We start from the raw sequence: 22,908 nt of genomic DNA, 5'->3' as shown, positions 1-22,908 counted from the left end.
TCTCTAAATTTCTTTATAGATAGATTTAAAACTAATTGCTAGTATGATATATCTTTTAAAATTTAACATTATACTTACCTTGACACCATAAAATTAAAAGATATATTTTTAGAACATTTGCAATTAGGAGCTCACTATGACTAAAAATAAAAAGAAGATAATTATAACTTTATTAGCAATATTGCTAGCTATATTTATAGGATTTACTCTATTTATAGGCTCGCAGGTATTTAACGGATTTACAAATATGGTTTCCAGAGAGGAAACTTTAATAGGTGAACAATCTTATGAACAAGAATTTGAAGATTTTGTTAAGGGAAAAGAAGTCCATTACATAAATTTTCCATCTAGCAAATACAAACACAATATCCCAGCTCTTTTAGTAAAACAAGATGGAAATAAAAATATGGCTGTCCTAGTCCATGGCATGGGCGGTACAGGTAAATCTTTAAGCCATATTATGGATATCTTTTTAAATCTTGGATATGATGTCCTAGCTATTGATCAAAGAAATTCTGGAAATAATCAAGCTCCTTACAATACTTTTGGGGTACTTGAGTCATATGATATTTTGGATGCTATCGATATTGCCAAAAAAGAAATCGGAGAAAATGGAAAAATAGTTTTATGGGGCGAATCCTACGGTGCAGCAAGTTCTGCAATTGCGGCCGGTCGAGATGATCAAAATATAGATTATCTTATCCTAGAATCCCCTCTAGCTAATTCTAACGAATTTTTGGATGAGAAATTAAGAGAAATCGAACAAAAACAAGGTGTCCCAGCTTCTTATATGAAATTTGCTGGAAATATTTATACCATGCTAAAACTTCATTTTTCATTTGATGACATAGATGCTAGTAAATTTATAGAAAAGGTAAGCAAACCAGTTCTAATTACAAATGCTGATAAAGATACTCTAACTCCCCCTCATATGGGCGAAAGTCTTTATAAATGTATAAATCACAATAACAAAGAAATATTTACCGCCAAAGGATACAAGCATGCAGAATTTCCTAGAAAAGAAAGTGAAGAATACAAGAATATAGTTGCTAATTTTCTTAAAAAATACAAATGATAAAAATATAAGGCCACAAAGTCTAATTTGATACTGAGACTTAGTGGCCTTTTAAAATTAATATATTTATTCTTAACCGAGCATAATTTTTTCTAATTCAAGAGGCTCAATATATTTATCTCCTTGGTAAGCTCTCATGTTTCCACCAGAGATTTCATCTATGAGGGCAACTTTGCCATCTTCTATTCTACCAAATTCAAATTTGATATCGTATAAGTCAAGTCCTTTTTTCGCTAATTCTTCTCTAACAATTTCCCCGATATTTAAAGCTAAGTCTTTTAGCTCTTCATATTCTTCTTCTGTCATGATGTTTAAAAGAACTAGGGCATCTTTTGTAATTAGTGGGTCATCTCTGTCATCATCTTTTAAAGTTATTTCTACATATGGATCGATTTTTGTTCCGCTTTCAATATATTTTCCATATCTTCTAATAAATGAACCTACTGCATAGTATCTAACTATTACTTCAACTCCCTCACCAAAAACATCTGCTTTTTTAACTACTGCTTCGTTTTTATCTAAGTCAGCTGATACAAAGTGGGTTGTAAGTCCTTTATCATTTAATATTTCATAAAAGTATTTGGTCATAGCAACAGCTTGGTGACCTGCACCTTCCATTGTAAGTCCTACGGAATTAGCACCTGGGTCAAATACTCCATCATTTCCTGTTACATCGTCTTTGAATTTTAATAAATATTCTTCATCGTTTAATTTATAAACGTCTTTAGTTTTTCCTGTGTATACTTTTTCCATAACTTATCCCCTTATAGATTAATTTTTATATCTTTATTACCGTTTATTACTTTTCCAATAGTTTTAGCATTTTCACCTAAGATTTCTAAGACCTTCTCTTCATTAGACGAATCTACAAAAACTACCATACCAATACCCATATTAAAAGTATGATACATTTCATCTGTATCGATATTTCCCCATTCTTGGATTTTTTTAAATATAGGATCTATTTCTAAATTGCTAAGATCAAAATCTACTGACAGATCATCAGCTAATACCCTAGGAACATTTTCGTATAAGCCCCCACCAGTGATATGAGAAATTGCTTTTATTTCTACTTTTTCTTTTAACTTTTCAATATCTTTTACATAAATTTTTGTAGGTGTGAGAAGTTTTTCACCGATAGTTTGTTCTTCATCAAATTTATCATCTAACGAAACCCCTGCTTGATCCATAGCAGCTCTTACTAGAGAAAATCCATTACTATGAACCCCTGAAGAAGCTAAACCTATAGCAATATCTCCCTCTTTTAGATTTTCTCCAGTTATTATTTTTTCTTTATCAGCTATGCCTACTGCAAAGCCTGCTAGGTCATAATCTTCTTCTGTGTAGATACCTGGCATTTCTGCAGTTTCTCCACCTATAAGTGCAGCTTCTGACTCTAAGCATCCTTGAGCTACACCACTTACAAGGTCAGACATTTTTTTTGGATCTAGTTTTCCTGTTGCTATATAATCTAGGAAAAATAATGGTTTTGCTCCTTGGCAAACAATATCATTGACGCACATAGCTACACAATCTATACCTACTGTGTCATGCTTATCCATATCCATAGCAAGTTTTATTTTTGTGCCAACTCCATCTGTACCACTAATAAGTACAGGATTATTTATTCCTTCTAGATTTGGTGCAAAGGCTCCAGCAAATCCACCTATATCAGCTAAAACTTCACTACCATGAGTCTTTTTTACAATTTTTTTGATAAGTTCTACTTCTTCGTAGCCTTTTTCCTTATCTACACCAGCATCTTTATATGTTAGTTTTGCCATTATATTTCCTCAAGATTCTTATCATCTTCTATAACTTTATCTAGCATTTCTTTTTTGTAATCTTTTAGCTTTTGCGCTAAGTTTTCATCTGCTAGGGCTAGGATTTGAATTGCTAAAAGGGCTGCATTATCTCCCCCATTTATTGCAACTGTTGCAACTGGTACTCCTTTTGGCATTTGTACCATTGATAAAAGTGCATCAAGTCCAGCAGTGTTTGTTCCACCAACTGGAAGACCTATGACAGGTTTTATTGTCATCCCTGCCATAACTCCTGCAAGATGGGCTGCCATTCCAGCAATGCCTATATAAACTTTTGCATCATCTTTTGCCATAGTATCTTCTAAAACATTTAGGGCACGGTGGGCAGAAATTACTGAAACTTCATAGTCTATATCAAATTTTTTTAAGATTTTAGTAACTTTTTTAGCTATCTCTACATCTGATGCAGAGCCCATGATAACTCTAATATCTGTCATACTTTCTCCTATCTTTTTGTGTAGTTTGGTGATTCTCTTGTAATTGTAATATCGTGTGGGTGGTTTTCTATAAGTGATGCTGGAGAGATTTTAACAAATTTAGCTTTTTCATAAAGTTCGTTTAAATCTTTGCTACCTACATAACCCATACCTGATTTTAGTCCACCTAGTAATTGATAAACTACTTCTCCAACTGGTCCCTTGTAGTCTACTCTACCTTCTACACCTTCTGGAACATATTTTTTAGTATTTGTTTGGAAATATCTATCTCCTGAGCCATCTTTCATAGCTGCAAGTGATCCCATGCCACGATATTCTTTGAATTGTCTACCTTCAAATAGGATTGTTTCTCCAGGAGACTCTTCAGTACCTGCAAAGAGGGAACCTGCCATTATTACAGATGCCCCACATGCTAAAGCCTTTGTAATATCTCCTGAGTATTTGATACCGCCATCTGCTATAACTGGAATATTGTGTTTTTTCGCTTCTTCTACACAATTAATAATTGCAGTAATTTGTGGAACACCAATACCTGTTACAACACGTGTAGTACAAATTGATCCTGGTCCTATACCTACTTTTATAGCATCTGCTCCAGCTTCTATTAAATCGTGCGCTGCATCAGCGGTGGCAATATTACCAGCTATGATTTGTAAGTCAGGGTATTTTTCTTTGATATCTTTTATAGCGGAAACTACATTTTTAGAATGGCCGTGGGCAGTATCTACTGTAATTACGTCTACATTTGCTTTTACTAGAGCATCTACTCTATCAAACATATCATTTGTAATCCCAACTGCAGCTCCTACCAAAAGTCTGTTATTTTCATCTCTTGCAGAATTTGGATATTGTCTTGCTTTTTCAATATCTTTTATAGTTATAAGTCCTTTTAACTTGTTATCATCATCTACTATTGGAAGTTTTTCTACCTTTGCAGACTCCATAAGCTTGATAGCATCTTTCATCTTGATACCTTCATGGCCCAAAGTAAGATTTTCCTTAGTCATTATCTCATCAATTACTACACTTGGATCATCTTGGAATCTTACGTCCCTATTTGTAAGGATACCTTTTAAATACATATCCTTATCTACTATTGGCACTCCAGATATTTTATAATTATTCATAATATCTAGGGCATCTTGTAAGATGTTTTCTGGATGTAGGTAGAACGGATCAGTTATAACTCCATGTTCTGATCTTTTTACAACATCTACTTGTCTAGCTTGCTCCTCTATGGACATATTTTTGTGGATTATCCCTATACCACCTTGTCTTGCCATAGCTATAGCCATTTGTGATTCAGTAACAGTATCCATTCCAGCTGACATCATTGGTATATTTAATTTTATTTTATTTGTTAGATATGTTGATGTATCAACTTCATTCGGTAAAACTTCTGAAGGTCCTGGTATTAATAGTACATCATCAAAAGTTAGTGCATCTCCTAAAAATTGCATTATTTATCCTTTCTAAAATATTCAACTGCATTTTCAAAAATATTTTCTCTATTTACATCGTATACGTTTTTAAATAGATTTTCATCTATTCTTTCAGCATGCCCCATTCTTCCTAAAATCTTACCATCTTTAGAGATTATTCCTTCGATATTATAGTTTGAGCCATTTGGTGATATTTCATATACTGAAAATACTTGGTCATTTTCTAAAAGTTCATTAAGTTTTTCTTCATTTACTATAAATCTTCCCTCACCGTGAGATATTGGGATTCTGTAAGTCTTATCTAAGTCTACTCCCCTTGTCCATGGACTGTTGTTAGTAAGGATTTTTGTATTTACAAATGTTGCTATATGTCGAGAACTTGTATTATTTGTAAGAGTTGGGTCATTATCTTCTGGTACAAGGACTTCTCCATATGGAAGTAATCCTGTTTTTACCAAGGCTTGGAATCCATTACAAATTCCTAAAATCAAACCATCATTTTCATTTAATAGATAATCAATAGCTTTTGCAATCTTTTCATTTCTTAGAATATTTGCCAAAAACTTAGCTGATCCATCTGGCTCATCTCCTAGGGAGAATCCACCTGGAATTACAAAGATTTGAGATTTTCTGATTTCTTCATCAAGTCTTTTTATAGATTCTTCAATATCTTTTTCATTTTGATTTCTAAATACCAAAATTTCAGTATCAGCACCGGCTTTTCTAAAGGCATCTTGGGTATCCCATTCGCAGTTTGTTCCTGGGGCAGCAAGTATTATCGCCCTTGGTTTTTCTACTGCTTTGTTAGATTTTAATTTTCTCTCTACTTTTTTGGTTTTTAATTCTTGATATTTAACTTCTTCATAGCCTGGGAATACTTCATCTAGACTGTGAATAAATGAATCAGATAATCTGTCTTTATCTAATTTCTCCCCATTTACAACAATATCATCAGAAAAACTTCCAATATTTTCGATGAAGTCTCGGTCATCCTTGTATTCTACAACAAATGATCCATACATAGGATTATAAAAATTATCATAATCTAAAGTAAAACCAGTATTGCCAATTGCTTGCTCATAGACATTTGCTAAAAGTCCTTTTCTATCTAGGGCTATAGCTGAGATGATATTTCCATTTCTTATATCTTTTATTAGATTTTGATAATTATTTTCTAATTCATCTAAATCAAGAGTTCCATCATCTTTGTAAGAAGTTTTTATTAAACCAAGTTTGCCATCACCTTTTAAATCATTTGAAATAATATTTTCTACATCTTCAGTAGTAACTGCAAATGAAATAAGTGTTGGTGGTACTTTTATATCTTCAAAAGTTCCACTCATACTATCCTTACCCCCTATTGGTGGCATTGTGAAGTGATTGCTTACTTCAAAGGCACCTAATAGAGATTTTAATGGCTTAGACCAAGCTTTTTTGCTATCCATTTTTTCATAAAATTCTTGGAATGTTAGTCTAATTTGATTTAAATCTGATCCTATGGCTACTAGTTTTGAAATAGATTCAACTACTGCATAGTAACCACCTAAATATTGACTTTCACTTGATAGGTATGGATCAAATCCATAGGTCATAATTGACGCAGTTTTTGAAACTCCTTCATCAACTGGAAGTCGTGCTGCCATTACTTGAGATGGATTTAATAATTTTTTCCCACCTAATGGATTAAGAACTGTATTTTTCCCTACTGATGAGTCAAACATTTCTATTAGGTTTTTCTTAGATGCTACATCTAGTGATTCTACTTTCTCATAGAATTTGTTTGGATCATTATCTTTTTCTGTTAAGAGAGCTGGAATATCTTCGCTTACTACTTCAACTTCTGCATATCTTTCAGCACCGTCTGTATTTATAAAGTCATAAGAAATATTTGCTATAACTTGGTCTTCATAATACATAGTCATAGTATTGTCATCAGTTATAGTAGCAACTTCTGTAGCTTCCAAGTTTTCTTCGGCTGCTAAGTTCATAAAGATTTCTTTATCATCTTTTGAAATTACAACTGCCATTCTTTCTTGAGATTCTGATAAGGCTATTTCAAATGGTTTTAGCCCCTTATATTTTAGTGGAACTCTATCTAAATATATATCTATTCCATCAGCAAGTTCACCAATAGCAACTGCTACCCCACCTGCACCAAAGTCATTACATTTTTTTATAAGCTTGGCAGCTTTTGGATTTCTAAATAATCTTTGGATTTTACGTTCTTCAGGAGCATTTCCTTTTTGAACTTGGGCTGATTCTGTTTCTATAGAGCTTATATTATGGGATTTGGATGAACCTGTTGCTCCACCTACTCCATCACGACCAGTTTTTCCTCCAAGAAGTATTACAATATCTCCTGGTGTAGGGTCAATTCTTTTTACATTTTCTGCTGGAGCCGCCGCCATAACTGCTCCACACTCCATGCGTTTTGCTTTGTATCCTTCGTGGTAAAATTCATCCACAAGGCCAGTAGCAAGTCCTATTTGGTTACCATAAGAAGAATAACCTTGAGCTGCCTCGTAAGTTATTTTTGCCTGTGGAAGTTTACCTGCTAAAGTTTCACCATAATCTTCTTTTATATTTGCAGCACCAGATAATCTCATAGCTTGGTAAACATAAGCCCTACCAGAAAGTGGGTCACGGATGGCTCCACCTAGACAAGTTGATGCGCCACCAAAAGGTTCGATTTCTGTTGGATGGTTGTGAGTTTCGTTTTTAAACATTAAAAGATAATCTTCTAGACTTTCTTTACCATCCTTTAAAACTCTAACTTTTGTATAAATAGAGCAAGCATTTATTTCGCTGGATACTTCTAGGTCATCAAAATTATCATTTGCTCGCATATATTTAGCAAGAATTGTACCAAAACTCATTAAATTAATAGGTTTTTTGATATCTAGTACTTTTCTCATTTGTAAATATTTTTCAAATGAATCTCTAATAGCCTCATCTAAAAGAGTAGCTGTATCAAATTTTATATCCAAATAAGTATTAAAGGTTGTATGCCTACAGTGGTCTGACCAGTAAGTATCTAAGATTTTTATTTCAGTTTCGTTTGGATCACGATTTTCTTCCTTAAAATAATCCCTTACCATTTTGATATCATCTAGACTCATTGCCATAGAATTTTCTTCTAAGAACCAGCTTAGATCTTTTTCATCAAAGTCTCTAAAGCCCTCATAAATTTTATTTTCTAGATTTTTATTATGGTCAGTTTTAAGAGTTGTAGGAATTCCAATGAGACTTACTTGTTGAGAATCTACTGGATTTATTAAAAATTCTTCGATTTTTGCAAGATCCGTCTCGCTTACCTCTGACAGTTCATAAACGGTAGATGCTTTTACTTCTAAGTTATCATCATTAATTATAAGAGATGCAGTATCTATAACTCCTTTTTCCCTAGGATTAAATTGGCCTGCTAAATATTGGCTGGCTACTGCATTTTTAAAGGATGCTTGTAGGTTGATTGCATCTTTGAAAGCGTATACCTCATCTATTGGAGCTTCCGCTAAAACTTGATATAATATTTTTTCTAAATTTTCATCGCTTGTTTCAATATCATATCTTTTATAGATTTTAAGCTCTGCTAAGTCTATATCTAAAGTACTGTTTATTTTGGTTTTTAGATTTTGGGATTCAAAGTCAAAGGAATCTTTTCTTCTGACATAAACTCTTTTTACAGTTGGTCCTATATCTTTTCTATAATATTTGCCGTCAAAGTTTATTTTTTTTGCATCTTCATAAACTTCTTTGATAGCATCATCAAAATTATCAGCTGTTGCAACGATATTTAAAACTCTGCCGCCAGTAGTTAAAATTTTTCCATTTTCTTCTTTAGTACCTGCGTGGTAAATAGTTGATTTTAAATCATCATCAAAATTTATTTCTTTACCAGTTTCATAAGAGTTTGGATATCCATCAGATGCTAGGACTAAGCATGCTGCTTTTTTATTATTTATATCTAAATTTACTTGATCTAATTTTGCTTCAGATGTCGCCATTAATAAGTCTAGGATATCATTATCTATTAATTCTAGGACTACTTGAGTTTCTGGATCACCAAATCTTACGTTAAATTCTAAAACATAGATTCCAGATTCATTTATCATAAATCCTATGAATAAAACTCCTCGGTAATCTATATTTTCCTTATTAAATCCTTCTAAGACTTTTGGTAAAATATCTTTTGCAATTTGTTCTTTATAGGCTTCTGCTTCTAGATTTGGAGCATATGTTCCCATGCCTCCAGTATTTGGCCCTAGGTCTTTATCAAATATTCTTTTATGGTCCTTGCTCGTTGGCAGTGGAATAATGTTTTTTGAGTCAGTTAAGCAAAGCAGGCTCATTTCAAAACCATTGATATATTCTTCTATCACAATTTCCTTATCTTTTGAAAAAATTTCTGCTATTGTTTTTTCTAACTCTTCTGTATTATCAATGATGTAGACACCTTTACCTGCAGCAAGTCCATCTCTTTTTAAAACTACTATGCCTTTTTCATCTAATAATTTATTAGCATATTTTCTTGCCTCTTCCTTATTTTCAGTTCTAAGGTAAGCAGCTGTTTTTATGTCATATTTATTTAAAAATTCTTTGGTAAAGGTCTTACTTGATTCAAATTTGGAAGCAGCTTTATTTACACCAAATATTTTTAAATTATTTTTTTCAAACTCATCTACAATACCTTGGCATAAAGGTAATTCTGGTCCTACTACTGTGTAGTCGATATTATTTTCTTTTGCAAATTCTACTAATTTATCAATCTCATCTACTTTTATATCTAGATTTTGTCCTAGCTGAGATGTGCCCCCATTACCTGGTGCAAAAAATAGTTTTCTACCCTCTTTTACTATTTTTTTGCCCAGAGCGTGCTCTCTACCACCTGAACCAATAATTAATATATTCACTAAATTTTCTCCTTAATGTTTAAAATGACGTGACTTGCTAAATACCATTGACATATCGTATTCGTTGCATTTATCAATAGAATCTTGGTCTTTTATGGATCCACCTGGTTGGATAATTGAGCTAATGCCCATTTCGTGCGCTAGTTCTACAGTATCTGGGAATGGGAAAAATGCATCTGATCCCATAACAGCTCCAGTGAAGTCTCTATCCTTAAAATGATCTTTTATAGATTCTAATGCCCAAATTCTAGATTGTTGACCTGCTCCACATCCTAGAGTTTGCATATCTTTTGCAACTACAATTGCATTTGATTTTACATATTTAACAACTTTTTGGGCAAATAATAGATCTTTGATTTCAGCTTCTGTTGGTTTTTTATCTGTTACTATTTCTACCTCATCTTCACCAAAGTCTTTGCCTTGAATAAGGACCTTGCCGTTTAGATATCTGATTTCTTCTTTTACAGTTTGATTATCAAAGTTTATTTTTACTAGTCTCACATTTTTCTTTTGAGTTAATACTTCTAAGGCTTCATCTGTAAAGTCTCTTGCTGCAATGATTTCAAGGAAGATTTTATTCATTTCTTCTGCAGTTTTTTCATCAACTATTCCATTTACTGAAACAATTCCCCCAAAGATTGATTGACTATCACATTCGTAGGCTTTGATGTATGATTCATAAACTGATTGTCTTTGAGCAACTCCACATGGAGATTGGTGTTTTAGGGCAACTACTGCGTTTTCTCCAAGTTCTTGAGCTAGTTCTAAAGCTGGGTTTAGGTCGTTGTAGTTATTGTAGCTCATTGCTTTACCATGGATTACTTCCATATTTTCCATTAGACCTTTTACAAATGGGTCATTGTAAAGTGCTGCTTCTTGTCCAGGATTTTCACCGTATCTTAATTCACTTTCTTTTTCAAAACCGTAAGTTTTGTATTTACCTTCTTCCCCAATTAATTCTGAGAAATATCTTGCTATTACTGAGTCATAAAAAGCAGTTAGGTTGTAAGCTTTCATAGCAAGATTTTGTCTATATGATAAATCTAAATCATCATTTTTGATTCTTTCTAAAAGTTCATCATAATCATCTGGATCTGTTACTATTAAAACATCTTTGTGGTTTTTTGCAGCTGATCTCACCATTGATGGACCACCAATGTCGATGTTTTCTATAATATCTTCTGGATTACCTTTTTCTAAGGCTTTTTGGAATTCATAAAGATTTACTACAACTATATCTATTGGCTTGATATTATGCTCTTTTACTGTTTCTACATGGCTATCTTCATCTCTTTTATAAAGAATCCCACCATGCACGTATGGAGATAGTGTTTTTACTCTGCCTTCTAAGATTTCTGGAAAATTTGTAATCTCATCTATTTCAATAGCTTCTACTCCACTTTCTTTTATTTTTTTGTATGTACCACCTGTAGATACAATTTCTACTCCTAAATCACTTAAGCCCTTTGCTAAATCTTCAATACCTGTCTTATCTGTTACTGAAATTAACGCGCGCACTTATCTTCCTCCAATTTTTTTATAACTTCTTTTAGTGTTTGATGTTCAACTTTTAAAACTTCTTTGCTGATTTCTTCTGCATCTTTGCATTTACTTATGTCTAATTCTTTTTGCAAGATGATGTCTCCCTCATCTAGGTTTTCATTTACAAAATGGACTGTAACTCCACTTACTTTTTCTTTGTTTTCAAAGACTGCATTGTGGACATTCATTCCATAAAACCCCTTGCCACCATATTTGGGTAATAAGGATGGATGAATATTAATTACTGTAAATTCATCTAAGATTTTTTTACTAATTTTAACTAGATAACCTGCTAGCACTATCAAGTCAATATTATGTTCTTTTAGATTTTTAATTATTTCATCATCATCTTTACTGATTAGATAATCAATATTATTTTCTCTAGCATATCTTAGTCCAGCCGCATCTTTATTAGAAACCACATATTTTATTTGGCTTTTGAAATATCCAGCATCCTGAGCATCTAATAATGCTTTAAAATTGCTTCCGCCCCCTGATATAAATACTGCTAAGTTCATATTTCATCCTTTTTTACTGGATAATTACCTGTAAAACAAGCCTTACAATAATCATCTGGATTTTCAACAAGCTTTAGCATACTATCAAGGTCTATAAATTCTAAACTGTCTGCACCAATTTGTTTTCTTATCTCTTCAATACTTAATCTTGCTGCTATAAGATTGGATCTATCTGGAGTATCCACCCCATAATAGCATGGATACATAAAAGGTGGAGATGTTACTCTAAAATGAACTTCCTTGGCCCCAGCTTTTCTCATTCTTTTTATAAGTTTTGCACTGGTAGTACCACGGACTATAGAATCATCTACCAAAACTATTCTCTTGCCATTGACTACTGACTTTTGTGGATTGAGTTTTAATCTTACTGCTAAATCTCTTTCTTTTTGACTAGGTTTAATAAAAGACCTACCCATATACCTATTTTTTACAAGTCCTTCTGCAAAAGGGATACCAGATTCTTGTGCAAAACCAATTGCAGATGGTGTTCCCGAATCAGGAACTGGGCAAACTAAGTCAGCTTCAATTGGAGCTTGTCTATATAGAATCTCACCACATCTTCTCCTAAACATATATGAATTTACATTTTCAATATTTGCATCAGGTCTTGCTATGTACACATCTTCAAAAATACAATGATTTTTATTTATCCTATCTTTATCAGGGTAGGATTTTAGGCCATCATCATCAATTACTATTATCTCACCTGGGTTTACATTTCTGTAATTTTCAATATCTAATATTTCTATAGCTGCATTTTCACTTGCTATAATTAAATTTTCCTCATCTTCACCTAGCATCAAGGGTCTAAATCCTTGATAATCTCTAAAAGCAATTATTTTATTAGGCATGGTTACCACACATGAATAGGCACCCTTTATAATATTCATAGTTTTTCTAATAGCCTTTATGATATCCCCATCATAATATCTTGATATAAGAAGTAATATCAGCTCGCTATCAGTGTGAGTATGAAAAGATGTGCCTTCATTTTCTAAAGTTTCTTTAATCAAATCATAATTAGATAAATTACCATCATGGGCTAAGGCAAATTCATTATTTTTTGTAAAACTAACTAATGGCTCAATATTATAATCTTGTTGGCTTCCTTCCCTAGAGCTTCTTACATGGCCAATACCAATTTTATAATCTTTATCGTATATATTAGCTTCTTTAAACACTTCGTTGACTAAACCAGATCCTTTTATCCTGTTTAGACTAGATCCATCAGAAAGAACTAGACCTGCAGAGTCTTGACCCCTATGTTGGATAGAACTTAGTGAATATAAAAGTTTTTCTAATATTAAATCATCTGTTTTTATTGCTACAACACCGCTCATAACTTACTCTTATCTACCTCCTTAATATATCAAAAATCATAAAGAAAAAGAGAACCCTTTTCTGGGTCCTCTTTTAAGCATGGCAAATTAATCCTATTGGAAATCTTAATTTTTTGATGTAAGCAAAGATAGAGTATGAAATGCAAGAAAATACACTTATTTTGTTAAATGTAAAATTGTTCTTACACATTTTTTTCATAATACCCCTCCATCTTTCCCTAAAATTTTGATATATTTATATTATAAATATTTTTAAATTTTTTGCAAGTTTTATGTTAAGAAAATTTTACAATTTTTAAAATAATCCTACTATTTCTCCATTTGAATCCAGGTCGATTTGATAAGCATTTGGTACTTTTGGTAGACCTGGCATAGTTAAAACATTATCTGTATACACTACTAAAAATCCTGCTCCAGCATTTACTCTTACATCTCTTACAGTTATTTCATAATCATCGACAGTTATATTTTTATTTGGATCATCTGATAGTGAGTATGGGGTTTTTGCTACACAAATTGGCAGATCACCATAACCTAGACTTTCAATTCTAATTATTTCTTTTTCAGCCTTTTGTGTATACACTACATCTCTTGCCCTATAAATTTCTTTGGCAATTATTTCAATTTTTTCTTTTATAGGTAATTTTTCATCATAAAGGTATTTAAATTCATTATCATTTTCACAAATTTCTACTAGATTTTGGGCAAGCTCTACTCCACCATCAGAACCATCGGTAAATACTGTGGATTCAATTGCTTTTACATCTAATTTTTCTGTAAGTTCTTTTACTAATGCTATTTCTTGGTCTGTATCAGTTGCAAATTTATTTATTGCTACAAGTATATTATTTCCAAATTTTTTCATATTTTCTATATGAATTTGAAGATTTTTGAAGCCCTTTTCTAGATATTCTAGATTTTCAGCTGCTAGTTCATCTAGTGGCATACCAGCATGGTATTTTAATGACCTAATTGATGTTACAATTACTGTCGCATCTGGTTTAAGGTCACCTAATCTGCATTTTATATCATTAAATTTCTCAGCACCTAGGTCTGCACCAAAGCCAGCTTCTGTTACTACGTAATCAGCTATACCAAGAGCAGTTTTTGTAGCGATTAATGAGTTACATCCGTGGGCAATATTTGCAAAAGGTCCGCCGTGAATGATTGCGGGAGTGTTTTCTGTAGTTTGGACAAGATTTGCTCTTAAAGCATCTTTCATAATAACTGCAACAGATCCAGTAGCTTTTATATCATCAACAGTGACAGGATTATTTGCATAATCATAAGCTACAATCATTTTGCTAACTTTCTCTTTAAAGTCTTTCATGCTTGTTGCAAGGCAAAGCACCGCCATCATTTCTGTAGCAACGGTAATGTCAAATTTATCTTCACGAGTAACACCATCAGTTCTATTTCCAAGACCAATTACTATATTTCTAAGAGCTCTGTCATTTAAGTCTACACATCTTCTCCAAACAATTTGATTTGGATCTATACTTTTTTCATTGCCTTGATATATGTGATTATCTAATATTGCGGCAACAAGATTTACCGCAGATGTTATAGCGTGAAAATCTCCTGTAAAATGTAGATTTATCTCATCCATTGGTAGAACTTGGCTGTATCCACCACCTGCTGCTCCACCTTTTCTACCAAAAGATGGTCCTAGTGATGGCTCTCTTAAAACTGAGATTGCACTTTTGCCAATCTTATTTAAGGCCATTGATAAACCTATATTCATGGTGGTTTTTCCTTCGCCACTTGGGGTCGGATTTGTTGCTGTTACTAAAATTAATTTTGAACCTTCTTTTTTCTTATCAGCATAATCTAAGTCTAGTTTTGCCTTATATTTTCCATATTTATCGTATTTATCAACATTTAAATTTTTACAAATCTCATCAATTTCTTTTAACTCTATCTCTCTTGCAATTTCTATATCTGTTTTCATAACTCTCCCTTTCACCCTCTTAAATATTTTTATGTATATAAATTATCATTAAAAAACAAGTGACTACAAGTATATTATCTAATTATAATTTTATAAATCAATGATTTGAGTAAATAAAAACTCAAGCCTGCTTATAATAGCAAACTTGAGTAACTTTTAAAAATTAAATTGTTATATCTTTTCCTTCTAGGATTAAGTTCATATTTCTCATAGAACACATTGCCCCACACATTGTGCAAGTATCTTCCTCTTCAGGTGATGATTCTGCTCTGTAGGCTTTACATTTTTCAGGATCGATTGCTAATTCAAACATACCTTCCCAATCAATTTTTTGTCTTCTTTTACTCATTTCAAGATCCCAATCAGCTGCATCTTTTAATTTTGCTATATCTCCTGCATGAGCTGCAATTTTTGCTGCAACTATTCCCTCTTTTACATCATCAACATCTGGTAATCTTAAGTGTTCTGCAGGTGTTACATAGCATAAGAAATCTGCCCCATGGCTTGCTGCAATAGCTCCACCGATGGCACTGGTAATATGGTCATATCCTGGTGCAATATCTGTCACCAAAGGTCCTAAAACATAAAATGGTGCATTGTGGCATAATTTTTTTTGTAATTTTATATTTGTTTCAATATCATTGATTGGAACATGTCCTGGTCCTTCGATTATAACTTGAACATCTTTCTCCCATGCTCTTTTTGTAAGCTCACCTAATGTAATAAGTTCAGCAATTTGTGATGGATCAGTTGCGTCGTGAATACCACCTGGCCTTAATGAATCTCCAAGGGATAAAGTAACATCATATTCTCTTAAAATATCTAATAATTCATCATAGTATTCGTAGAATGGGTTTTCCCTATCATTCATCATCATCCATCCAAATAATAAAGATCCACCACGAGATACGATTTCATTTATTCTTCTGTTTCTTAAAAAGATTTCAGCATTTGCTCTGTTGATACCACAGTGAATGGTTACAAAGTCTACACCATTTTCAGCATGGTTTCTTACAACATCTAAAAATTCTTCTGCCTTGATGTGGCTAAGACCCTTATCTAAAAATCCGATTGCATCGTACATAGGAACAGTTCCTATCATGGCTGTAGATTTTTCGATTAGTCTTTCTCTAAATTCTTGAGTTTTACCATAGTTTGAAAGGTCCATTATTGATTCTGCACCCATTTTAAGGGCCATATCAACTTTTTCCATCTCAAGATCAAGGTCGTTAATATCTTTTGAAATACCAAGGTTAACATTTATCTTGGTTTTAAGACCTGTGCCAATTCCTTCTGGAGAAATTGAATTGTGATTTTTATTTCTTGGAATGACAATCTCACCTTTGGCAATTTTTTCAACTAAGTACTCTTCACTAACGTTTTCCTTTTTTGCAACTATCTTCATTTCTTCAGTTACAAAACCATGTTTAGCAGCTTCCATCTGTGTTTTATATTTCATAAATTAAAAAAACCTCCTAAAAATTACTTATAGGAGTATAAATATGCTCCATTCCCGTGCAGGCATTATCCTGATTGGTTTAATGGTCGAAGTCAAAACTTCCTCTCAGCACAAAGCTCCCATAGGTTGATAATTTACAATTACTATTATAAGGGAGTTTTTATATTTTGTAAAATATCTGAAAAATGATACCTATAAAAAGCTCTTATCATTTAGATTAACGGGTTAGCAAAGTTTCATTTTATATTAGGTTAGGGTATTAACCATTTCTAATAGCTTTTTTTATCTCTTTTCTATGCCTTCTTTTTTTGTAAAATCGTACCCGTCCTTAAAAAAGCAGCTGAAAGTAACCTAGCTGCAACTATAAATACATCCGTACTCTTCCTCCTCGCCTCTTAATAAATATAGTATAAGTTTAATTAATTTATGTTAATATTATAATTATATAATATACAAATTTGGTTTTAAATATTAAAGATTTAATAAGATAAAATAAAACTTGATTAAAGATAATAAAACTATAATTATTTCATAAGTTGTTTATAGTACTTGCTATCTCCAATAGAATAAAAATCATAGAAAGCCTTAACTTTGCTGCTTGGATATACTTTAAGGCTATTTAGAATATCTGCTGCCCATTCTAATGATCCTGCAGTACTTGCTGTTATTAGATTTCTATCTACTACAGATTTAGAGTTAATGTAATATTTTTGACCTTTATATTCTTTTGAAAAGTTAGTTAAATATTCTAAAGAATTACTTGTATGTTTGAATTTATTCAAGACTCCACAATCAGCAATAGCCAGAGTTGCTCCACAAATAGCACCCACTAAAATATTTTCATCTAGAAATTTCTGCGCTTTTTTTAGTATTTGTTTATTTTTTTCATCTTCCCAATTAGAAGAACCTGGTAAAAGCAAAGCTACAGCATCATCAAAATCTACTTCTGATAAGGAATAATCCGGAGTTACTTTTAGACCTCCTAAAGTCAAAATAGTTTTTTTCTCAAATGCAACTGTCTTTACTTCAAAATCATTTCTACCGTTTTTTAATAGTTTTTCCATGCTGAATGCTTGTAGGATGTATCCTATCTCAAATTCTGCCATCCCATCTAATAAATATATATAAACTGTTTTCATATTTAAATCTCCTTTTTATTTATAGTTTAGATTATACAATAATAAGAGTGACATATGTGTGTCAGTATTAGATGAAATTTTGTTTTATTTTCTCAATATGAGATAAAACTTTATCTCTATACCGTCCAGGAGATGATATTTTTATCTTATCGCCAAATCCTAAAAGGATTGAAAAGGATATAAAGTCGCTTTCTTTTATTTGAATTTCTCTTATGATTTTTCCACTGATATTACAAATAGCTCTTCCTTTAAAGTATTCATTTACTAGAACATCCATTTCCTGCTTATAATGAATAATAATTTTTGTATTTTCTTGATTGTATTTTTCCTCAATATTTCTTAAAATATCTGGTACATATACCCTACTTTGAAAAGACTGATCTGTTAGAGAAATATTCTTAATTCTTGCCACTTTGTAAACCTTATATTCATTCTTAAATTTATCATATGCTAAAAAATACCAAGCATACCATCTGTAGTATATATGGATAGGATTTAATAAAATACTTTTAGTTTCAGCCAATGAGTTAGTATATTCTAATTTTATAGTAAGTTGCTGTTTTATTGCATTTTTTATTATATTTACTCTATCCATTACTTTTGGAGACTCGCTTGCAACTGAAAAATCAATTTCCAGATTTGACTCTAAATTTTTATCATCATAAACTCCTTTAATCTTTTCAAGAGTTTCAATTATCTTTTTATCTCCATATACAGTCGCTAGGCTATTTAAAGCAGTCAAAATAATTTCTTTATCATTATTATCCATAATTTTTTCATTAACTTTGAAATTCTTATTTAGTATATATCCACCGTTAACACCTAACTCAGAATAAATTGGTATACCAGAAAGTGTTAGTGTGTCTATATCTCTTAATATAGTTCTGCTAGATACTTCAAACTTTTCTGATAGCTCCTTAGTTGTCACACGATCTCTATTCATCAAATAAAAAATAATATTTATCAATCTTTCCACCTTCATCATGTCATATATCCTTTCAGTCCTTAGCAATATCTTTATCTTTTATTTTTATAATCTATGTTAATATCTTATACTCCTTTTAAGACTAAAAAAGCATCTATCCATTTGATAGATGCTTTAATTTATACTTAAAGATTTATTTTACATTTAATATTATTTTTTCTTTTTTAACTTTAAATATATTAATCTTATTATTGGTATAGCTATTAAGAGATAAACTAATTCTGTTGGTATTTTGTTCATATCTGATATCCTCCATTATACTAAATCAAATTTACCGATAATAAACAACACTATAGAAGCTATGCATAGTACAAGCGCTCTTTTTATAGAAAAATCATATATCTTTTCTGGATTCTCTTTGCTATATTTAATTTTTCTTTTATCTCCTATTTTTGTACTTAGAGGTACTTGTATCATATTGCTTGATTTATAAATTTTGCCACTTATTGTGTATTTAAAATGCGCCCATTTTGAGTTTCCTTTCTTTACCGCTTCAGGATTAGGTTGCCAAAAAGATACTACTTCGCCTGTAGTATAATCAGTTTTATCTTTAAATATATAACTTCGACCTAAATCCAATAATCCTAAAATCAGTAGCAATGTAGCAGCCATATAGATAAATTGTTTTTCCATAATGTAGTTCCTTAGTAAGTTTAATCTTTATATGCTTACTAATACTCTTTTTTCTGCATAATATTAACCGATATTTTTACTGCAATGCCAAATATTATAAGAAGAACAAGAATTATAAGCAAAGATATGCCTGTAAAAGAATACTTACTAAAAATATTAGCTAATTTTTCTAAAAAACCTAATTCTTCTTTCAATAAATTAGATAGGGCAAATATTATAAAAAATGTTACAGCAGATATAAGTCTTCCTTTTTCCGATCCAAACTTTAAGACAAATATTAACTGAATAGCAGGTAATGTATTAACCAATACAAATGTAATAATTGATAGCAAAATTATTTTATCAAGCCCTAGATTATTTTCAATCATCAAAAATACAAATACTACAATTGATGCTAACAAAGCAAAAACAAAGGGAAAAAATAATTTACTAAATACATAGCTTCTTTTTTCAATTGGCAATGAAAATGCAAATTGGTCAAAACCAGACTGAAATTCGGATCCAAAAGCAATAGCATTTAAAGTTAGAGGCATAAATGCACATAAAAGTGGAATCATAATTAAAGTCTCGCTATATATCGCATAAACGCTTAGTCCCAAGCATAGTAAAAGTGATAACATTAGAGTTTTTCTTAAGCTAGCTATATCCTTCATAATTAGAGCAATCATTTCTTATCTTCTCCTTTTGCAAAATATATCATAATTTTTTCAATTGATGGTTTTTCTAATGCAATTCCTTTTGGAATAAGATTTCTTTTAACGAGAAGTTCTTGGCCAAAAGAGTGAGTTCTTTTTCCTATAATAGCTTTTTGATCAATATTTTCTACTTCCTTATCAGATAAACTGCAAATTGCATACTTTTCTTCTAATTGATCCTTTCTTTCAAAAAATAAAACTTTACCGTTATGTATAAAGGCTATATAGTCAGCTATCTTCTCTAAGTCTGATAAAATATGTGATGAAATTAATATTGTATGATTTTCATCTTGCATAAAATCTAAGAGTAAATCTAGTATCTCTTCCCTAACAATAGGATCTAATCCACTTGTTGGCTCATCTAATATAAGAATTTCAGCATCATGGGACAATGCTACAGCTAGAGAAAGCTTCATTCTCATACCCCTGGAGTAATTTTTTATATATTTTTTTGTATCTAAGGAAAAATCATTTATTAACTGGTCAAATTTAATTTTATTCCATTTTGAATAAACTTTAGAACAAAATCTTTCAACATCTACTGCTGTCATCTCTCCAGGAAATAATAAATCATCAAATACGACACCAAGCTTATCCTTTATTTGAGTAGTATTATAATCTGAGCTATCAAGTATCTTTATACTGCCAGCATCTTTATTTAATAGGCCCAATAATAGCTTTATAGTTGTACTTTTTCCAGATCCATTTTGACCGATATATCCAACTATTGTTCCTTTAGGAATGGAAATATCTATCGGTCCTAATTTAAATCCGTCAAATTCTTTTACTAGGTCATCAGTTTCAATAGCATAGTTAGTCATATTCTCCCTCCACATAGCTTTTTAACATAGTTATCAATTCATCAACCGATATATCTGCAATTTCTGCAAGCTCAATTATATTTTGTAGATTTGCTTCAATTTTCTTTAAGTATTCCTCACGTATAAGCTCCTTATTCTGACTTGCTACAAAATTCCCTTTACCTTGAACAGAATTAATAAATCCATCAGCTTCCAATTCATCATAGGCCCTTTTGGCTGTTAGCATACTTATTCTTAACTCTTTAGCTAAAAACCTTATTGAAGGTAGCTGCTCATCAACATCAAGGTGTCCAGAAATAATTTGTGCTTTGATTTGATTTTTAATTTGCAAATATATTGGATCATCACTAGAATTGTTAATTTGTATATCCATATTTCACTTCCTGCTGTTATTTATGTTTTAACTGTTATAAGTATATAATAACAGCATTGATTTTGTCAATACTCGTTAAAATATTTTTTATTAGACAGCTAAAAAAGCACCTACATTTTTAGCTGACCCCTGAGGAGTCTGCTCATATATAGGTGCTAAAGGCAATCTTTTATTAACTATAATTTTATAACAAAAAGAATTTTATTATCTAATAATTTGATTTATTAAAATAATTATCATAATTATCAATTAAAAATCTTAATCTTTCAACTTCTGAAGATAACAACTCTTTTCCTTCATCAGTAAGAATATAATACTTACCTTTCTTATCAGTTTGAATCCTAATTATCAAATCATTTTCTAAAAATTGGGCTAATAAAGCATACAAGGTGCCAGGTGCTAACTTTATTCTGCCCTCTGTAATTTCATTAACCCAGGAAGTTATTTCAGCTCCATTTCTAACTTCTCCTAGGGCCAAGAGAGTAAAATACATCGGCTCAGTTAGTGTTTGAAATTGATCTCTAGCCATTTCTAATCTCCTAAGAGTTTTTCTAAAGCTACTTGTATTTTTTTATTATTAATATCACCCATCACTTTTAAAACTGTTTGATTATCTAATACTATATAGGCATTTTCATATGCTAGGGTGTAAGTCTTTTTGTAAGGAAAATCACCACTTATATTTTTAACTAAATCTGAATCATATGGATGATTTTTAGCATTTTTTACTTCTCTATCAAATAAAGTACTAGCTAAATCATTATTTTGAGCCACAATTTTCTCCACCTGTAAATCTAAATCTTTATTATTATAAATTGTGTGACTTTTTGTCAGCAAACTTTTATTAAGTGGAACTTCTTCAGATGTATCAATACTTTCATAGCTTTCCGGTATAAAAGATAGACTATAGCTAGTAATGAAAGCTGAGATTATAGTTATAAAAGCTACTGATAGAATCATTATTATCTTTTTACTTTTTGTCTTAAAGTTTGTTTGCTTTATCTTTTTTATTGAAATAAAAATAATTATAGCAAGTAAAATTGGTATTAAACTTATTAGGAAAAATTTATTATTATCTAATGAACTAGATATTAAATTACTAACAATTCCAATAATTAGTAAAGTAAATCCTAAGATTAATATTGCAAGATAAGTTTTTGAATAAGAAATTTTTGAAAATTTAATATCTTGCATATGTTTCACATTTTTATTCTTATTTCTAAAAGAAATATTATCTATTATTGATAACCCAGCAAAAATTAAAAATAATATACTCGCAGGATACAAAAATAGTATCAAGTTAGAATAAAATATCTCAGGAGAATGAAAACTTGCACTCATAAAAAAGAAATTGAGTAATAAAACAAGTCCTGTTAAAATAAGCGTAATTAGCTCACCCTTTATTCCCTTATTTAGAATTTTTAATTCTTCCACATCATCATTATAAAGAGATTCAGCTGCACCTTTTTCTAATTTATATAGGTTCATATTAAAAGATCTATCTACTAACTTCCAACCAAGCCCTTCAGACATCTTGTCAAAGTCATAAAGCTCGTTTTTAGTAAATGATGAAAAGTAGCTTTCATTTTGTGCCAAAGATATCCTATAGTCTATATCCTCTGCTTTAGATTTTTTAAACTTATGAATAAAAGGAAGAGGTATTTTCTCTATTTTCCAACCCTTTTTTGCCATATCTTCATACCATTTCTCTATTAAGCCAAAGTTTGAGTAAGTTAAATATCTTAATTTAAACATCTATAAACCT

Annotated in this window: 20 protein-coding genes; 1 reads left to right on the top strand and 19 read right to left on the bottom strand. The window is 31.2% G+C overall.

Annotation, left to right across the window (positions count from 1 at the left end; all coding sequences use genetic code 11):
* Nucleotides 1-136: 136 nt before the first annotated feature.
* Nucleotides 137-1,075, top strand: coding sequence for an alpha/beta hydrolase (locus tag JNO63_RS02840; protein ID WP_203126973.1), 939 nt, complete (start codon nt 137-139; stop codon nt 1,073-1,075).
* 72 nt (nt 1,076-1,147) lie between these two features.
* Here the strand turns inward: JNO63_RS02840 and JNO63_RS02835 are convergent, their stop codons facing one another.
* The 19 genes from JNO63_RS02835 to JNO63_RS02750 all read right to left on the bottom strand — a co-directional run bounded on the left by JNO63_RS02835 (nt 1,148) and on the right by JNO63_RS02750 (nt 22,898).
* The gene (locus JNO63_RS02835; RefSeq protein WP_203126972.1) at nt 1,148-1,828 is read right to left on the bottom strand and encodes a phosphoribosylaminoimidazolesuccinocarboxamide synthase; all 681 of its coding nucleotides are present in this window, start codon (nt 1,826-1,828) and stop codon (nt 1,148-1,150) included.
* Between the two features lie 11 nt (nt 1,829-1,839).
* Nucleotides 1,840-2,859, bottom strand: a complete 1,020-nt coding sequence (gene purM / locus JNO63_RS02830) for a phosphoribosylformylglycinamidine cyclo-ligase (protein WP_203126971.1) — start codon at nt 2,857-2,859, stop codon at nt 1,840-1,842.
* Entirely contained in the window at nt 2,859-3,335 is a 477-nt protein-coding gene (gene purE / locus JNO63_RS02825; RefSeq protein WP_203126970.1) for a 5-(carboxyamino)imidazole ribonucleotide mutase, read from the bottom strand. The genes purM and purE overlap by 1 nt, the downstream gene beginning before the upstream one ends.
* 8 nt (nt 3,336-3,343) lie before the next feature.
* A complete protein-coding gene (gene guaB, locus JNO63_RS02820; protein ID WP_203126969.1) occupies nt 3,344-4,795 on the bottom strand; it encodes an IMP dehydrogenase in 1,452 nt (483 codons plus the stop codon).
* Nucleotides 4,795-9,687, bottom strand: a complete 4,893-nt coding sequence (locus JNO63_RS02815) for a phosphoribosylformylglycinamidine synthase (protein WP_203126968.1) — start codon at nt 9,685-9,687, stop codon at nt 4,795-4,797. The genes guaB and JNO63_RS02815 overlap by 1 nt, the downstream gene beginning before the upstream one ends.
* Nucleotides 9,688-9,699: 12 nt before the next feature.
* Nucleotides 9,700-11,205 (bottom strand): bifunctional phosphoribosylaminoimidazolecarboxamide formyltransferase/IMP cyclohydrolase, encoded by a 1,506-nt coding sequence (gene purH, locus JNO63_RS02810; RefSeq protein WP_203126967.1) that lies wholly within the window; start codon nt 11,203-11,205, stop codon nt 9,700-9,702.
* Nucleotides 11,193-11,747, bottom strand: a complete 555-nt coding sequence (gene purN, locus JNO63_RS02805) for a phosphoribosylglycinamide formyltransferase (protein WP_203126966.1) — start codon at nt 11,745-11,747, stop codon at nt 11,193-11,195. Before purN ends, purH begins: the two co-directional genes overlap by 13 nt.
* Nucleotides 11,744-13,087 carry an amidophosphoribosyltransferase gene (gene purF, locus JNO63_RS02800; protein WP_203126965.1) on the bottom strand — a complete coding sequence of 448 codons (1,344 nt, stop codon included), beginning with the start codon at nt 13,085-13,087 and terminating at the stop codon, nt 11,744-11,746. The genes purN and purF overlap by 4 nt, the downstream gene beginning before the upstream one ends.
* Nucleotides 13,088-13,160: 73 nt before the next feature.
* Nucleotides 13,161-13,286: a hypothetical protein gene (locus JNO63_RS08685; RefSeq protein WP_274379859.1), complete on the bottom strand. Its 126-nt coding sequence runs from the start codon at nt 13,284-13,286 to the stop codon at nt 13,161-13,163.
* A gap of 96 nt (nt 13,287-13,382) precedes the next feature.
* On the bottom strand, nt 13,383-15,038 hold the full coding sequence (locus tag JNO63_RS02795; protein ID WP_203126964.1) for a formate--tetrahydrofolate ligase: 1,656 nt from the start codon (nt 15,036-15,038) through the stop codon (nt 13,383-13,385).
* Nucleotides 15,039-15,201: 163 nt separating this feature from the next.
* The gene (gene thiC / locus JNO63_RS02790) at nt 15,202-16,497 is read right to left on the bottom strand and encodes a phosphomethylpyrimidine synthase ThiC (RefSeq protein WP_203126963.1); all 1,296 of its coding nucleotides are present in this window, start codon (nt 16,495-16,497) and stop codon (nt 15,202-15,204) included.
* A gap of 524 nt (nt 16,498-17,021) precedes the next feature.
* Complete coding sequence (locus JNO63_RS02785) at nt 17,022-17,636, bottom strand: DJ-1/PfpI family protein (protein WP_203126962.1); 615 nt, start codon at nt 17,634-17,636, stop codon at nt 17,022-17,024.
* A 67-nt stretch (nt 17,637-17,703) separates the two neighbouring features.
* Complete coding sequence (locus tag JNO63_RS02780) at nt 17,704-18,603, bottom strand: helix-turn-helix transcriptional regulator (RefSeq protein WP_203126961.1); 900 nt, start codon at nt 18,601-18,603, stop codon at nt 17,704-17,706.
* 273 nt (nt 18,604-18,876) lie between these two features.
* On the bottom strand, nt 18,877-19,254 hold the full coding sequence (locus JNO63_RS02775; RefSeq protein ID WP_203126960.1) for a hypothetical protein: 378 nt from the start codon (nt 19,252-19,254) through the stop codon (nt 18,877-18,879).
* 38 nt (nt 19,255-19,292) lie between these two features.
* The gene (locus JNO63_RS02770; RefSeq protein WP_203126959.1) at nt 19,293-19,922 is read right to left on the bottom strand and encodes an ABC-2 transporter permease; all 630 of its coding nucleotides are present in this window, start codon (nt 19,920-19,922) and stop codon (nt 19,293-19,295) included.
* Nucleotides 19,919-20,770 carry an ABC transporter ATP-binding protein gene (locus tag JNO63_RS02765; protein ID WP_203126958.1) on the bottom strand — a complete coding sequence of 284 codons (852 nt, stop codon included), beginning with the start codon at nt 20,768-20,770 and terminating at the stop codon, nt 19,919-19,921. Before JNO63_RS02765 ends, JNO63_RS02770 begins: the two co-directional genes overlap by 4 nt.
* The gene (locus JNO63_RS02760; protein WP_203126957.1) at nt 20,763-21,143 is read right to left on the bottom strand and encodes a GntR family transcriptional regulator; all 381 of its coding nucleotides are present in this window, start codon (nt 21,141-21,143) and stop codon (nt 20,763-20,765) included. The genes JNO63_RS02765 and JNO63_RS02760 overlap by 8 nt, the downstream gene beginning before the upstream one ends.
* Before the next feature lie 208 nt (nt 21,144-21,351).
* Complete coding sequence (locus JNO63_RS02755) at nt 21,352-21,672, bottom strand: PadR family transcriptional regulator (protein WP_203126956.1); 321 nt, start codon at nt 21,670-21,672, stop codon at nt 21,352-21,354.
* A 2-nt stretch (nt 21,673-21,674) separates the two neighbouring features.
* Nucleotides 21,675-22,898, bottom strand: a complete 1,224-nt coding sequence (locus JNO63_RS02750; RefSeq protein ID WP_203126955.1) for a DUF2812 domain-containing protein — start codon at nt 22,896-22,898, stop codon at nt 21,675-21,677.
* Nucleotides 22,899-22,908: the final 10 nt, after the last annotated feature.

The organism is Anaerococcus sp. mt242 (assembly GCF_016798225.1).
Taxonomy (GTDB): domain Bacteria; phylum Bacillota; class Clostridia; order Tissierellales; family Peptoniphilaceae; genus Anaerococcus.
The sequence above is the reverse complement of the archived record's forward strand: the minus strand, read 5'-3'. Positions and strand labels throughout refer to the sequence as shown.